The 14449-nt window shown below is 74.5% G+C and carries 10 protein-coding genes; 9 read left to right on the top strand and 1 reads right to left on the bottom strand.

What is annotated here, in order from left to right; translation table 11 throughout:
• Positions 1-58 precede the first annotated feature (58 nt).
• The 9 genes from PKF00_RS04590 (at position 59) to PKF00_RS04550 (ending at position 13947) form a co-directional block, all read left to right on the top strand.
• Positions 59-4243, top strand: coding sequence for a type VII secretion EssC family protein (locus tag PKF00_RS04590; RefSeq protein WP_271216061.1), 4185 nt, complete (start codon positions 59-61; stop codon positions 4241-4243).
• Positions 4244-4356: 113 nt separating this feature from the next.
• Entirely contained in the window at positions 4357-6360 is a 2004-nt protein-coding gene (locus PKF00_RS04585; RefSeq protein ID WP_271216060.1) for a serine/threonine-protein kinase, read from the top strand.
• Between the two features lie 56 nt (positions 6361-6416).
• Complete coding sequence (locus PKF00_RS04580) at positions 6417-7403, top strand: AAA family ATPase (protein WP_271216059.1); 987 nt, start codon at positions 6417-6419, stop codon at positions 7401-7403.
• Positions 7400-8701 (top strand): DUF58 domain-containing protein, encoded by a 1302-nt coding sequence (locus PKF00_RS04575; protein WP_271216058.1) that lies wholly within the window; start codon positions 7400-7402, stop codon positions 8699-8701. The genes PKF00_RS04580 and PKF00_RS04575 overlap by 4 nt, the downstream gene beginning before the upstream one ends.
• Complete coding sequence (locus tag PKF00_RS04570; protein ID WP_271216057.1) at positions 8698-11139, top strand: transglutaminase domain-containing protein; 2442 nt, start codon at positions 8698-8700, stop codon at positions 11137-11139. Before PKF00_RS04575 ends, PKF00_RS04570 begins: the two co-directional genes overlap by 4 nt.
• Positions 11140-11210: 71 nt before the next feature.
• Complete coding sequence (locus PKF00_RS04565; protein ID WP_271216056.1) at positions 11211-11786, top strand: dihydrofolate reductase family protein; 576 nt, start codon at positions 11211-11213, stop codon at positions 11784-11786.
• 311 nt (positions 11787-12097) lie between these two features.
• Positions 12098-12727 carry a TetR/AcrR family transcriptional regulator gene (locus PKF00_RS04560; protein ID WP_271216055.1) on the top strand — a complete coding sequence of 210 codons (630 nt, stop codon included), beginning with the start codon at positions 12098-12100 and terminating at the stop codon, positions 12725-12727.
• A 219-nt stretch (positions 12728-12946) separates the two neighbouring features.
• The gene (locus PKF00_RS04555) at positions 12947-13642 is read left to right on the top strand and encodes an RNA polymerase sigma factor (RefSeq protein ID WP_271216054.1); all 696 of its coding nucleotides are present in this window, start codon (positions 12947-12949) and stop codon (positions 13640-13642) included.
• 41 nt (positions 13643-13683) lie between these two features.
• Entirely contained in the window at positions 13684-13947 is a 264-nt protein-coding gene (locus PKF00_RS04550; RefSeq protein ID WP_271216053.1) for an anti-sigma factor family protein, read from the top strand.
• 42 nt (positions 13948-13989) lie between these two features.
• On the opposite strand, the gene PKF00_RS04545 is transcribed toward PKF00_RS04550, so the two are convergent.
• On the bottom strand, positions 13990-14244 hold the full coding sequence (locus PKF00_RS04545; protein ID WP_271216052.1) for an anti-sigma factor family protein: 255 nt from the start codon (positions 14242-14244) through the stop codon (positions 13990-13992).
• Positions 14245-14449: the final 205 nt, after the last annotated feature.

The following is a 14449-nucleotide window of genomic DNA, read 5'->3' as shown; positions in this document are numbered from 1 at the left end:
CGCCCCGCCCGTCGCGGACGTCGCCCTCGTCTCTCCCGGCGTCGGCTTCGAGGTGGCCGTGGCGGGTGGCGCGGGAGCGGCGGCACGGGCGACACTGTGCCCCGGGACGCCCGTCACCGTCGGGCGCGCGGCCGGCTCCGGCCTCGCCCTCGCGGATCCCGAGGTCAGCCGGACGCACGCCGGGCTGCTGCCCTCGCGGGACGGCACCGTCGAGCTTGCCGACGCGGGATCGCGGAACGGCACGGCCTGGCACGGCGCCCGCCTCACCGGGCCGGTGGCGGTCTCTCCCGGCGACGTCTTCACCGTCGGCGAGACCGTTCTGACGGTACGCGCGATCGACCCCGCGGACGCGGCGGTCGAGCCCGCTCCGGGAGGCGAGACGCTGCTGTGCAACCGGCCTCCGCGCATCCCCGCCCGCCCCTCGATCCCGTCGCTCGCCCTGCCGCGCCGCCCGGAGGAGCCACGCAACCCGCGTTTCCCCCTCGTGGCGATCCTGCTTCCGCTCCTGCTCGCGGGCGTGGCGTACGCGGTCTTCCCCGGAGCGGGCTATTTCCTGATCTTCCTCGCGCTCTCCCCGATCCTGGTGCTCGCCAACGTCGTGTCCGACCGGCGCGGCGGCAGGCGCGAGTTCCGTACGGCCGTGGAGGAGTACGAGCGACGGCGGGCGGAGATCGCCGAGCGGCTCGCCGAGCTCGCCGACGAGCAGGGACGTTCGGCGCGCGAGGCACTGCCCGACCCCGGCAGGCTGTTGCGGATCGCCACGGGCCCGACCCGGCGGCTGTTCGAGCGCCGCCCCCATGACGACGACTTCCTGCGCCTGCGCCTGGGACTGGCCGCGCGGCCGGTCGAGGTCGCCTTCACCGACCATGTGCCCGGCGAGGAGATCGCGGCGCCCGCCGTCGGCCACGCGCCGGTCGCCGTCGACCTGCCCGCCGTGGGGGTGCTGGGCGTGGCGGGCCCCCGGCAGGCCGTCCTGGCCGCCGCCCGGGCCGCGCTGGCCCACCTCGCCGTCCTGCACGGGCCGCACGACGTCGGCCTCGTGGTGCTGACCGGCGGAGACGAGGCGGCCGAGTGGGAGTGGGCGACCTGGCTGCCGCACACGCTGCCGCACACCGCCGAGTCGGCCTGCCGCCGGACGATCGCCACCGACGCGCGGCAGGCCGCCGTACGGCTGGCGGAGCTGCGGCGGATCGTCGAGGACAGACGCGCCGAGCAGCGGGCCACGCTCAGGGCCGGGACGCCTTCGGGGCGGCGCATGGTGGTCGTGGCCGACGGGGCCCGGCGGCTGCGCGGCCTCCCTGGGCTGGCGGAGCTGCTCGCGGAGGGACCCGAGGCGGGCGTCTACGCCCTCTGCCTGGACGACGACGAGACCAACCTGCCCGACGAGTGCCGGGCGACCGCCGTGGTGACGAGCTCGTCCGGCACCCGGGCACGGGTGAGCCGTCCGGGCGGCGATCCCGTCGAGGGGGTGCTGCTCGACCGCCTCACCCTGGAGGACGCGCGAGTCCTCGGCCACGCCCTGGCTCCCATGCGGGTCCTCGGCGGCCGGTGGGGGGCCGAGGCCGAGCTGCCCGAGGCCGTACGGCTCCTCGACCTGGCCGGGCTCGGCCGTGATCCCGCTCCGGAGACGGTGGCCGGGCGCTGGGCGCGCAACCCGGGAGGACGCGGCACGACCGTGCCGCTGGGCATGGGCGCGAGCGGGCCCGTCACCGTCGACCTGCGCCGCGACGGCCCGCACGCCCTCGTCGCGGGCACCAGCGGCGCGGGCAAGTCCGAACTGCTGCAGACGCTGGTCGCGGGCCTGGCCCTGGAGAACGCGCCGGACGCGCTGTCGATGGTGCTGGTGGACTACAAGGGCGGCAGCGCGTTCGCCGAGTGCCGTGAGCTCCCGCACTGCGTGGGCATGGTGACCGACCTCGACGGCCACCTGGTCTCCCGCGCCCTCGCCTCCCTCGGCGCCGAACTGCGCAGGCGTGAGGAGTTGCTGGCCGAGGCGGGCGCCAAGGACATCGAGGACTACTGGGCCGTGACGGGCGGCAGGCTTCCCCGGCTGGTCATCGTCGTCGACGAGTTCGCCTCGCTCGTCGAGGAGGTGCCGGAGTTCGTCACGGGGGTCGTGGGCATCGGGATGCGGGGCCGCAGCCTCGGCGTGCACGTGGTGCTGGCGACCCAGCGTCCGGCGGGCGTGGTCAGCGGCGAGTTGCGCGCGAACCTGAACCTGCGGATCTGCCTGCGCGTCACCGGCGCCTCGGACAGCGGCGACGTGATCGACGTCCCGGACGCCGCCCGGCTGTCCCGCCACCGCCCAGGACGTGCGTACCTGCGGGCGGGCCACTCCGACCTCGCCCTGATGCAGACCGCCAGGATCGGCTGGCCGCGCGGGGAGGCGGCGGCCGACGCGGAGCGGGTCACGATCCGTCCCCGGCTGGTGCACGAGCTGGGGAACGGCCCGTCCGCCCCCTCGGACGACCCGGACGGTTCCGATCCGTCACGCGGTTCAGGCCCCCAGGAGGTCCCGGGCGTCTCCGGCGCGTCCGGTGATCGCGGCATCCGGGGCGTCTCCGGCGTGATGGGGGTCTCCGGCACGGGGACCGGTTCCGGCGCGCGGGGAGAGCACGACGGGGAGACGGATCTGGGCGTGCTCGTCACGGCGATCAGGGCCGCCGCCGAGCTGACGGGCACGACCTCGTCCCGCAGCCCCTGGCTGCCGCCGCTGCCCGAAGCGCTGACGGTCGAGGACCTGGCCGCGCGGGAGACCGGCGCTCCCCTGCGGGTGCCGATCGGGCTGGCCGATCTTCCCGGACAGCAGGCGCGACGCCCCTACCTGCTCGACCTGGAGCAGGCCGGAACCGTGCTCGTCGCGGGCATGACCCGCAGCGGCCGATCGACCCTGCTGCGCGTGATCGGCGTCGAGCTGGCCCGCCGCAACAGCCCCGCTGACGTGCACCTCTACGTGCTGGACATGGGCAACAGGGCGCTCGCCCCGCTCGCCGCCCTGCCGCACTGCGGGGCGTACGTCGACGGCGAGGACGCCGACCGCGCCGTGCGGGTGCTGACGCTGCTGACGGAGGAGATCGGCCGCAGGCAGCGGCTGCTGTCCGAGGGCGGCGGGGAGGCGTTGCCGCACCTGGTGCTGATGCTCGATCGGTACGAGACGTTCCTGGCGCGTCACCTCGAAGTGGACGGGGGCAAGCTGGTCGACGTCCTCGACGGGCTGCTGCGCCGAGGCCCGTCCGTGGGAGTGGTGACCGTGGTGGCCGCCGACCGTTCGGGGTTCACCCAGCGGCTCGGCGGCGCGATCGCCACGCGCCTGGTGCTGCGCCACGCCGACCCCGACGAGCTGGCGGTGTACGGCGTCGCCCCACGGCAGGCGCCCCGCGCGATGCCGCCGGGACGGATGATCGCGATGCCCGGGACGGTGGAGGTGCAGGTCGCGCTGCTCGACGCGGACCCCGACGGCGTCGCGCAGGCGACGGCCGCCGAACGGTTCGCCCGGGAGAGCCGGGAGCGCTGGAAGGCCGTCCCCGCCGAGGCCCTGCCCCGCAGGGCCGACCCGCTGCCCGTGACGATCACCTCGGCGGAGGCGGAGGCCATGCGGGTCGGCGGCAGGCCGCTCGCGCCGACCGTCTGCACCGTCGGCGTCGGCGGAGACCGGCTGGGGCCGGTCGACGTCGACCTGGCCGAGCTCGGCCACGGCTTCCTGGTCGCGGGGCCGCCCGGCTCCGGCAGGAGCGGCGCGCTACTGGCCGTGGTCCGGTCCGTCGCCATGCCGTCCGTGCTGGTCTGCCCGCGTCCCTCCCCGCTGCGGGAGCTGGCGGGCCGTCCCGGAGTGGCCGCGGTCGTGTCCGGTGACGAGGTCGCGAACCTGTACGGCGTGCTCACCGCCCTCGACCCGCCGTTCTGCGTCGTCGTCGACGACGCGGAGCTGCTCACGGACGGGCCCGCGGCGCCGGCCCTGGAGGAGATGGCACGGGCCGCGCGTGACTCCGGCAGCCTGCTGGTCGCCGCCTGCACCACGGACGACCTGCAGGCGCACCGCTTCAGGGGATGGCTGTCGATGCTGCGCCGCGCCCGCTCCGGGCTGCTGCTCAACCCGGCCTCACCGGTCGACGGGGAGGTCTTCGAGGTCAGGCTGCCGTCCTGGACCAGGGGCGGCTGGCCGCCGGGACGCGGTCTGCTCGTCACGCGCGGGCAGTGCGGGGCCGTACAGGTGCCGATGCCCGACGGAGCGATTAGCAAATGAGCCCGGTTACACCGACTTTGGACGGCTATAGTACGACGGCAGCGCCACGGGGATCCCGTCCCCGGCCAGTGTCACGCACGCAACGCAGCCTCTCCTGGGAGACCCCGAGCGTTTTGGACACCGATCCGGCCGAGCTGCCCACCTCGCCGCCGACGTTCCCCGCGGTCCAACCGCCGACGTCGTCCCGAAGGGGATCCCAGGGAAGCGGCGGACCACTGGCGGTGGGCAGCGGCTACCTGCTGGAGGAGATCATCGGCAGGGGCGCGGCGGGCGTGGTGTGGCGGGGACGCCGCCACGCCGACGGCCATCCCGTCGCCGTCAAACTGCTCCACGAGCACCACGCCTCCCAGCAGGACGCGGTCAACCGGTTCCTGCGTGAGCGCACGGCACAGCAGGCGGTGCGCCACCCCCATCTGGTGCCGGTCTACGACCACGTCGCGGAGGGCGTCACCATGGCCATCGTCATGGAGCTCGTGGAAGGGGAGAACCTGCGGGCCGCCGCGGCGCGGGGAGCGTTCACCCCCGCCCTGGCCGCGATGCTGCTCGGCCAGGTCTCCGAGGCACTGGCCGCGATCCACGCGGCCGGTGTCGTGCACCGCGACGTCAAACCGGAGAACGTTCTCGTCACCTGGCCTGGCGGCAGGCCCTGGGCCCGGCTGACCGACTTCGGGGTCGCCCTGATCGCCGACGGCCAGGCGCTCACCCACGTCTCACAGGTGGTCGGCACCCAGGCGTATCTCGCTCCCGAGGCCGCGCAGAAACGACCGACGGGCGCGCCCGCCGACGTGTACGCGCTGGGAGTCACCGCCTACGAGCTGTTCGCCGGGCACAGGCCCTTCACCGGGGACAACCCGGTGGCCCTGATGCGCGCCCACCTGGAGGACGAACCCCTCCGTCCCGGAGGGCTCGACGAGGCGGTGTGGGAGCTCATCCGCTCCTGCCTGGCGAAGCGGCCGCAGGACCGCCCGGGAGCGGGGGAGGTCGCCGAGCGGTTCGCCCTGCTGGCCGCCCGATTACCCGCCTCGCCCCCCGGCCGCACGGCCGGTCCCGCGTCCGGCGGATCCCCCGCCTCCCTTCCGAATCATGCGGCCCGCCCGGCATCCGGCGGATCCTTCGTTCCTCTCCCAGGTCACGCGATCCCGCCTCTCCCAGGTCACGCGATCCCGGACCACGGGGTCGCCCCTGCGTCCGGCACTCCCTTCGCCCCGTACCCGGGTCCCGCGGTCGGCCCGCCGCCCGATCTGCCCTTCGCCCCGTACCCGGGTCCCGCGGTCGGCCCGCCACCCGATCTGCCCTTCGCCTCGCACACGGACGGCGTGACCGGCCGCCCCGCGTCCCCTCACCCCGCCGACCTGCCCTCGGGGGCGCCGCCGCCGCTGCCCCCGCCACCCCCGTACCGGTCCGCCGGGGCCGCCGCCCCGCCGTACGCCCCCGTCCCGCCCGGTGAACCGCCACGCGCCCCCGCCTCCCCCGGTGAACCGCCGTACGGCTCGCCCGTTCCCGGGGCTCCGCCGTATCTGGGGACCCTCGCCGGAGTCGCGCCCTCGGCGGGGAGCCCCGCCGAGACAGGCAGTCCCGCCGAGGTGGCGAGGAGGCTCCCGGAAGCGCACGCCGAGTCGCTGCCGACCAGTGGGGCGACCGTGCCGGTGCCCGACGCGCCCGCGGAGGCGCGGGTCGCGCGGCGCTCGTGGCTGTGGCCCGTGACGGGCGGTCTGGCGGCCCTGCTGGCGGTGGCCGTCGGGGCGGGACTGTGGTTCGGCGGGTCTCGGCCTTCCGCCGCACCGGCCTCCCCCTCCCCGTCTCCGAGCCTCGGCTACCGGCAGTACTACCTGCCGGTGACGGTGACCAGCCCGGACGCGGGCACCATCCGTCTCGACTTCAGCGACGTCTCGGAGATGCCCGGCTTCGTGTCCTACGTCGTGTACCGGGGCAGGAGGCAGCTCGCGCAGTTGAGAGCCGACCAGGGCCCCTCCTACCTCGTGCCCGGCCTGGATCGCCGTTCCCGGTACTGCTTCGAGGTCTGGGCGCTGGTCAGGACCGACAGGCCCGCGCCCGCCAGGCCCAGACCCGCCTGCCGGGTGGCCGACGGACGCCCGACGACCAGCCGGCGACAGTGATCCCGGCAGTGACCCCGACAGTGACCCCGACGACGACAACGACCCGCGGAGACGAGATGTCCAGCAGTGCGACGGAGACCGGCACGGACGCGGCGGCCTACTTCGCCGCCGGATACGCGGCCGTCCGCGCCAACGTCGAACAGGCCCTCTCCGGCAAGCCACAGGCCGTTCGACTCGCCCTGACCTGCCTTTTCGCGGGCGGTCATCTCCTGGTCGAGGACGTCCCCGGGGTCGGCAAGACGACCCTCGCCAAGGCCGTCGCCACCTCCGTCGACGCGAGCTGGAACCGGATCCAGTTCACCCCCGACCTGCTGCCCTCGGACATCACCGGCACCACCGTCTACGACCAGCAGTCGGGAACGTTCGACTTCCGCCCGGGGCCCGCCTTCGCGCACGTCGTGCTCGCCGACGAGATCAACCGGGCGTCGCCGAAGACGCAGTCGGCGCTCCTGGAGGTGATGGAGGAGCGTCAGGTCACGATCGACGGGCGCAGCCATCCCGTGCCGACCCCCTTCCTGGTGGTCGCCACGCAGAACCCGGTCGACCTTGAGGGCACCTACCGGCTGCCCGAGGCGCAACTCGACCGTTTCCTGCTGCGCGTCGCGATCGGCTACCCCGACGTCGCCGCCGAGCGCGACATCCTGGTCAACCGGGCGCGGGCGGGCGCGCCGCCCCCGCTCAGGCCGGTCGCCAAGGTGGACCAGATCCGCTGGATGATCGAATACGTCAGCCGGATCCACGTGGCGGACGCGGTGGCCGAGTACGTGGCGCGCATCGCCGAGAGCACCCGCTCGCATCCCCGCCTCCACCTGGGCGTCAGCCCGCGTGGCAGCCTCGCGCTGGTGAGCGCCGCGCAGGCGTGGGCGGCCTGCTCCAACCGGGGTTACGTCGTCCCCGACGACGTGAAGGCGGTGGCCGAGCCCGCCCTGGCACACCGGTTGATCCTGGACGCGCAGGCCGAGATCGACGGCCTGCTCGCCGCCGACGTGCTGCGCGAGGTGCTGGCCGCCGTTCCCGTCCCCACGATGACCGGGGCACGGTGAGAACGCTCTGGCGTTCCGGTTCCGGCCGGGGCGAGGACCCGGCGAGGACGCCCGCCCGGCCCGGCCTCCGCCGGGTCGGCACACTCGCGGGCCCAGGCCGGAACCGGCGTCCCGTGGGGGCGCCGGGGAGGCTCGCGAACGCTCCCCGGCTCAGCGGCACCGGCACGGCCGTGACGCTCGGCGGAGCCGTACTGCTCGCCGCCGGGCTGGCGGGCGGCTACCCGGGCCTGGCGGGGGTGGGAGCGGCCGCGCAGGCGGTGGTCGTCCTCGCCGTCGTGCTCGTCTCCGTCCCCGTACGGCTCGGCGGACGCCGCACGGTGACCCCGGATCGGGTCACCGTGAACACGGGGGCCGTCGCGGACCTGGAGATACGCAACGCCGGGCGGCTGCCGACCGGCTGGGTCGAGGTGAAGGACCTGGTCGACGGGGCCCCGTCGCGCGTCGCCGTGCCCCCGCTCGCCCCCGGGGCGACGGCCCGCGTCGAGTACGCGCTGGCCACGCCCAGGCGGGGGCTGCTGACCCTCGGCCCCCTCCTGCTCGAACGACGCGACCCTCTCGGGCTCGCCCGGCGCACCGAGCGGGCAGGCTCCCCGGCCCGGCTGTGGGTGCGCCCGAGAGTCCACCCGCTGCGTCCCTCGGCGGTCGGGAGCGCCCCCGACGTCGAAGGCCCCCTGGACGACCGCGCGCCCCGGGGAACGACCACGTTCGCGTCGCTGCGCGAGTACCGGCCGGGAGACGACCCCCGGCAGATCCACTGGCGGTCGACCGCCAGGAGCGGCAGCCTCATCGTGCGGGAGCGGGTCGACACGGCCGAGCCGACCGCCGCCGTCGTCGTCGACACCCGCGCGGCGGTGCTGTCCGCCGACGAGTTCGAGGAGGCGGTCGAGGTCGCGGCCTCGCTGGTCACGGCGGCGGGCAGGGGAAGTCGGGCCGCCGCCCTGACCGTCCTCGGGGAGAACGGGGGCGAGGTCGCCCTGGCCGGGGGCAGGGGGCCGATGGACCGGCTCGCGGCGGTGCGCCGCACCGAGGAGCACGACCTCGCCGCGCTGGTCTCGCTGGTCAGGCGGGTCGCGGGGAACGCCTCCCTGGTCGTGGTGACCGGCGCGGACGACGCCCTGGTGTCCCTGCTCCCCGCCGCCCGGCACCGGGCGGCGACGACGGTCGTGCAGCTGTCCGCCGCCGTGGGTTCCCCCACGGTGACCGGCCGCGCGGGGGTGTCGGTGCTCCGCGCCGCGTCGGGGGCGCAGGCGGTCACGGCGCTGAACAGGCTCGGCGGCCTCGCGGGAGGCCGGAGATGACTTCTGCCCCCCGGCCCGCCCCCCACACCGACGTCCGCACCCACACCGACGTCCACACCGGCACCGGCACCCACACCGACATCCGCCCCCGCACCCGCACCCGCACCCGCACCCGCACCGACGCCGTCCCCGCCGTCGTGGCCGTGCTGCTCGGCCTCGCCCCCGCCGTCGCGTTCGCCGGGGCGTTCGCGCGCACCCCGGCCGAGGCGCTCGCCGATCCCCGCTACGCGCTGCCCGTCGCGGGGGCCTGTCTGGTGACCGCCGCCGCGTGCCTCGTGCTCGCCTCGGCCACCCGCGTCGCCCCCGTCACCCGCGTCACGGTCGCGGCGGCGCTGCTGGCCGCCTATCTGGGACTGGCCGTGCCGTCGGCGGTTCTCGACGGCCCGCGCAGGCTGCTCACCTCGGCGCCGCCCGCCGACCCGTCCGGGCCCGAGCTGGCCTTCGTCGTGCTCGTCACCGGGCTCGCCACACTGGGCGCCGTCGAGCCCGCCCTGCGCGGGAGGTCGGCCGCGTGGTCGATGCCGTCGCCGCTGCTGGCGACGGGCGCCGGGCTCGCCGTCGCGGCGCCGTCCAGTGGCGCGGCCTGGCTCGCGCCCGCCGTCGCGCTGTCGTGCGGGGCGCTGCTCGCCGTACGGGCTCGGCTGGGGCGCTCCGGGGTCGTCGCGACGGTTCCGGCCCCCGACGACGCGACGGCCGAAGGCGCGAAAGACGCGAAGGCCTCCGGGGCCGCGACGGGCGAGGCGGCCGGAGGGAAGGGGACGTCCCGGGGGTCCGGCGGCCGAGCGCCGTGGGCGCGACCGACGGCCCTGGCTCCCGTCCTGTTCGTCGCCGTCGCGGTGGCGACGAGCCTCGCGGGCCCCGGGCTGCTGGCCCTCTCCGGGCAGCGGAGCCCGGTGGACGCCCGGGACCTGGTCGGCAGGCCGGTCGTCCCCCGGCAGGCCACCAGCCCCCTGACGCAGTTTCCCGCCCTGCTCAACGGCAGGCTCCCGATGATCCTGAGCGTGACCTCCGCCGCACGGCCCCTCCGGTTGCGCTACGCCACCCTCACGGAGTTCGACGGCGTCTACTGGACGAGCGCCGCCGCCTACTGGCGCGCGGGCACGCTGCTGCCCGCGCCGAAAGAGGACGGCCGGAGCGAGACGGCGCAGGAGCGGGTGCGGGTCGAGAAGGCGGGCCCGGTGAGCTGGGTCGTCTCCAGCGGACGCCCCGTCGAGGTGTCGGTGAGCGGTCTCGGCGTCGACCGTGAGAGCGGCGACGTCGTCTTCCCCGAGGATCGGTCCACACCGGCCGAGTACACCGTCCGCAGCGCCGTACCCGTCGTCGACGGGGCCGTGCTGGAGACCGACTCCCCCGCCGTCCCCGCCGCCGACCCCGCCAGTGACAGGGCCTCCGGGGAGTCCGCGGTCAGGGAGCTCACCGCCAGGGCCAGGGAGATCACGGGCGACCGGCGCGACTACGGCGCGTTGCGCCGCCTGTCCGACCACTTCGCCGAGAACGGCGGCTTCACGGTGGCCACGGGCCCCGACGCGCCCAGCGGTCACGGCCTCTTCCAGATCAACCGCCTCCTCGAGGAGCGCCGCGGCACGGCGGAGCAGTACACCTCCGCGTTCGCGGCGATGGCGAGGGCCCTGGGATACGACGTCCGCGTCGCGGTCGGCTTCCGCTCCGAGAAGCCGGGGCAGGAGGGCAGGTACCGGATCTCCGGACGCGACGTCGACGCCTGGGCCGAGGTGCGGTTCGCCGAATCGGGCTGGGCGCCGTTCTTCCCCACCCCGGCGCGGGACGGCGAGCGACGCCCCGACGACCCCGGCTCGCGTTCTCCCGAAGAACAGAGCGCCCAGGAGCGGGACCCCGCGGACACCGGGGACGAGAGACGGGAACGCACACCCGCCAGGCGTTCCCCCGCGTCCCCGCCCGCCTCGCCGTGGCGGTGGTGGCCGCTGTGGCTCGCGGCGGGGGCGGTCCTGGTCTCCTCTGCCGCCGCCGTACCGCTGTCCAAGGCGGCGCTTCGCGCGCGGCGACGCCGGGCCGCGGATCCGCTGGAACGGGTGGTCGGAGCCTGGCGGGACACCCTGGACCGGTACGCGGAGGCCGGTCTCCCCTCCACCGCGGCGGCCACCGGCGGTGAGGTCGCCACCGGCGCGGCGGAGAGGTTCCCCGCCGTCACCGACGCCGCGCACGACCTGGCCGAGGTCGTCGACAGGGCGTTGTACGGCTCCCACGCGGCGACCGCCGAGGACGGCGACCGCGCCTGGGCCCTGGCGGACGCCGTACGGTCCCGGTTGCGAGCCGCCCTTCCCCGCCGCCGGCGGCTGACCGCCGCGCTGCGGGTGCCCGTACGGCGCGCGGCCCGGAGCCAGGGCCGCAGCGGAGCGCCCGGCCGGTCAGCGGCCCCTCGCGCGTCCGGTCCGCCCGGCCCCGGTCGTCCTCCCCGCTGAGGAAGGAGCACTATAAATGGAGTGGTCAGAGGCGGGGTTCGGCGCGCCCGCCGCCACACGAGGAGGACCGGATGCGAAAGCTCGTCTACTACGTGGGGTCGTCCATCGACGGCTTCATCGCGGGCCCTGACGGCTCCGTCGACTTCTTCCCCATGGGCGACGACATCCTCGAACACATCCTCGCCGAGTACGCGGACGCCGTTCCGACGCACGTGCGGAAGGCGATCGGGATCGACCCGCCGACCACGCGCTTCGACACCGTCGTGATGGGGCGCGCGACCTACGACCCCGCGCTGCGGGAGGGGATCACCAGCCCGTACGGGCACCTGCGGCAGTACGTGGTCTCGGGGAGCGTCACCGAGGCCCCCGACCCGGCGGTCCGGATCGTCTCCGGCGACCCGGTCGCGGCGGTCAGGGAGCTGAAACGGCAGGACGGCAAGGGGATCTGGCTCGCCGGTGGGGCGCGGCTCGCGGGAACGCTGCTGCCCGAGATCGACGAGCTGATCGTGAAGGTGTACCCGGTCATCGTCGGGTCGGGGATCCCCCTGTTCGCCGGGGGGTTCGCCCCCACGCAGTTCGAGCTGGCCGACAGCCGTGTCTTCGGGAGCGGCGCGGCCGTCATGACCTACACGGCACGGCCGTCATGACCTACACGGCACGGCCGTCGTGACCTACACGGCACGGCCGTCGTGACCTACACGGCACGGCTGTCGTGACGCACCCGGCGTGACCGTCACGACCGGCACGGTGATCCACCCGGCGCGGCCGTCACGACCCTCGCGGTGATCCACCCGGCGCGGCCGTCACGACCCGTGCCGGGAAACAGTCCTTACGGCCCCGCCCTGCTCCTCCCGGGAACGACCGATCAGCCCAGGCCGGGACATTGCGCACACAGGTTTGACCACGCCAAAACCAGCGCTTAGCTAGCTCCACCAGTGTCAAGGACTTGAATCGAACCATGACTTCTGCGGAGGAGCAGCAGAGCGAAGCGGTCATAGATTTCGCGACCCGGCTTTTCGCCGCGTTCGGCTACGACGGCACAACCCTGCAGGGGTTGGCGGAGGCCATGGGATACGACGTCGAATGGATACACGACACCTTCGGTGACAAACGCGACCTCTACCTCTCCGTCATCGAACGCGCCAGCCTGGCCCAGCGCGCCGTCGTCGAGGGCGCTCTGGCGGCGCTTCCCGCCCGCGACCCCGCCGGGGTCGCCTCGGCCCTGTACACCCTCGTCGACCGTTACCTGGATCTGTGCCTGTCCAACCCGCAGATCCCCGCGCTGTGGATGCATCGCTGGCTCGGCGACGCCGCCGACATCCCCGACCTCGAACAGAGGTACGCGGTCCCGCTCATCAACCTCACCCGGGACGCGCTGCGCTCGGCGGCCAGGGACGGCTTCATCGACGACGGCATCGACGCGGACCTGATGGTGCGGACGCTGGTCTGGAGCGTGTACGGCTTCCTCCACGGCGAGGCCCTCGCCCCTCCCGACCCGCCCGACCCCGACAACCCCAAGACGAAGCCCCGCCTCCAGGCCCACCTCCACCAGCTGCTCGACCGCATGCTGAAACTTCCCGAAGCGTGAAAGGCCCGATCGGTGTAACGAACGGGCCGGTGCGGGAACTGTGCGAACGGAAGGCGGCAACCGCCCACACGCCCGGAGGCGAAGGAGGAGGTGTCGGCTCATTTCAGGACGGGAATCCTCATCCTCGGGCCGACAGCGCTCAGCGAGCGTCTCATCGGAGAGGACACACCACGATGATCCAGACGTCTCCGGGCCCGCGAGGAGCGGAGGAGCGTCCCTGTGACACGGATATCCCAGATGTCCGACCGCGAGGAGGCGATCGTGGAGTCCTTCACGGGCAGTAGGCTCCCCCCTGACGACGTCGTCGTCGCGGCCCTGCGCGCCGGAGACGAGTCGATGTTCGCGGCGCTGCTGGACACCTGGTCGCGAGGGATGCTGTGGCTGGCCCGCTCCCACGTCTCGACGAACGACTCGGCCGAAGAGGTCGTGCAGGACACCTGGCTGGCGGTGATCAGAGGGATAGACGGCTTCGAGGGCCGCTCATCGGTCAAGACCTGGGTCTACCGCATCCTGGTCAACACGGCCAGGAAACGGGGCGTGCGCGAGAACCGCACGGTCCCGTGGAGCAGCGCCTTCGAGCACAGGGAGGAGCCGTCCGTCGACCCCGCGTGTTTCCAGAGCGCGGACGACCCGTTCCCCGGGCACTGGAAGAACGTCCCCACGGCCTGGTCGACCCCCGAGGGCGAGGTGCTGGCCGCCGAGGTGCGCGGTCTGATCGCGGCGGCCCTGGCTGAGCTTCCCCCGAGACAGCGTGCTGTCATCACCCTCCGCGACGTCGAGGGGTGCACCTCGGAGGAGGTGTGCGAGATCCTGGAGATCTCCGCGGCCAACCAGCGGGTCCTTCTGCACCGCGCCCGTGTGGCGGTGCGGGGGCGGCTTGAGGACTACTTCGAGACGGCGAGGCGGTCGGCGTAGTGAAATCGGTTCAGTTCATAGACGGTAAGGCGGTCCACGTCGTGAAGCGGTTCAGTTGCGACGAGTGGGTGGAACTCGTCACCGCTTACCTGGAAAACGACCTCGACGAACCCACCCGGCAGCGGTTCGAGGAGCACCTGGCCGAGTGCGAGTGCTGCGGCCACTACCTCCACCAGTTCCGCGTGACGGTCACCGCCCTCGGCGCCCTGCCCCCGGACCCCCCACCGGATGACATGCGCGACCGGCTGCTGTCCGCCTTCAGGAACCGGCGGGACTCCCGGGTCGAGGAGCGGCGAAGCTCCTGAGCCGGACGGCGACGGAGATCCGGGACCGGGGCCGGACGGCGCTCAGGGGCGCGCGAAGGCGGCCCACAACTTCGCGAGCGTGTCCTGCGGGATGTCCCCGGCGCCGAAACAGCGCAGGATCTCGACCGTCACCCTGATCTGTTCCAGCTGGACGGGACACTCGGCGCATCCGGCCAGATGCTCCTCGAGACGCCGCCGCCGCCCGGCGGGCAGAACCCCGTCGAGATAGCCCGTGACAAGTTCCAGCGCCTCCCGGCAGTCCGCCGGTCGCCCGGATCGCGTCGTCGCTCGCCTCATCGCAGCCCCCGCTCCATATGGCGCAGTGCCGCATGGGGAGCGATCCGTTACACCGTGTGCCCCGGCGTTCTCCGGCGGCCGTCCGTCCGACCCCCGGTTTCCTGACGCCGCCCCCGTCGCCTCCCGCTGTTTCCAGCGTGTCCCAGCCGTTTCCGGACGTCTCCGACGCCTCCCGGCGTTTCCCGATGTTCTCCCGGCGTTCTCC

Source organism: Streptosporangium carneum (genome assembly GCF_027922005.1).
Lineage (GTDB): Bacteria > Actinomycetota > Actinomycetes > Streptosporangiales > Streptosporangiaceae > Streptosporangium > Streptosporangium carneum.
The sequence above is the reverse complement of the archived record's forward strand: the minus strand, read 5'-3'. Positions and strand labels throughout refer to the sequence as shown.

Excerpts from the sequence above, each read along its gene's own strand:
- PKF00_RS04570 (WP_271216057.1), top strand. The coding sequence starts at position 8,698 with ATGACTTCTGCCCCCCGGCCCGCCCCCCACACCGACGTCCGCACCCAC.
- PKF00_RS04565 (WP_271216056.1), top strand. The coding sequence starts at position 11,211 with ATGCGAAAGCTCGTCTACTACGTGGGGTCGTCCATCGACGGCTTCATC.
- PKF00_RS04560 (WP_271216055.1), top strand. The coding sequence starts at position 12,098 with ATGACTTCTGCGGAGGAGCAGCAGAGCGAAGCGGTCATAGATTTCGCG.
- PKF00_RS04545 (WP_271216052.1), bottom strand. The coding sequence starts at position 14,244 with ATGAGGCGAGCGACGACGCGATCCGGGCGACCGGCGGACTGCCGGGAG.
- PKF00_RS04580 (WP_271216059.1), top strand. The coding sequence starts at position 6,417 with ATGTCCAGCAGTGCGACGGAGACCGGCACGGACGCGGCGGCCTACTTC.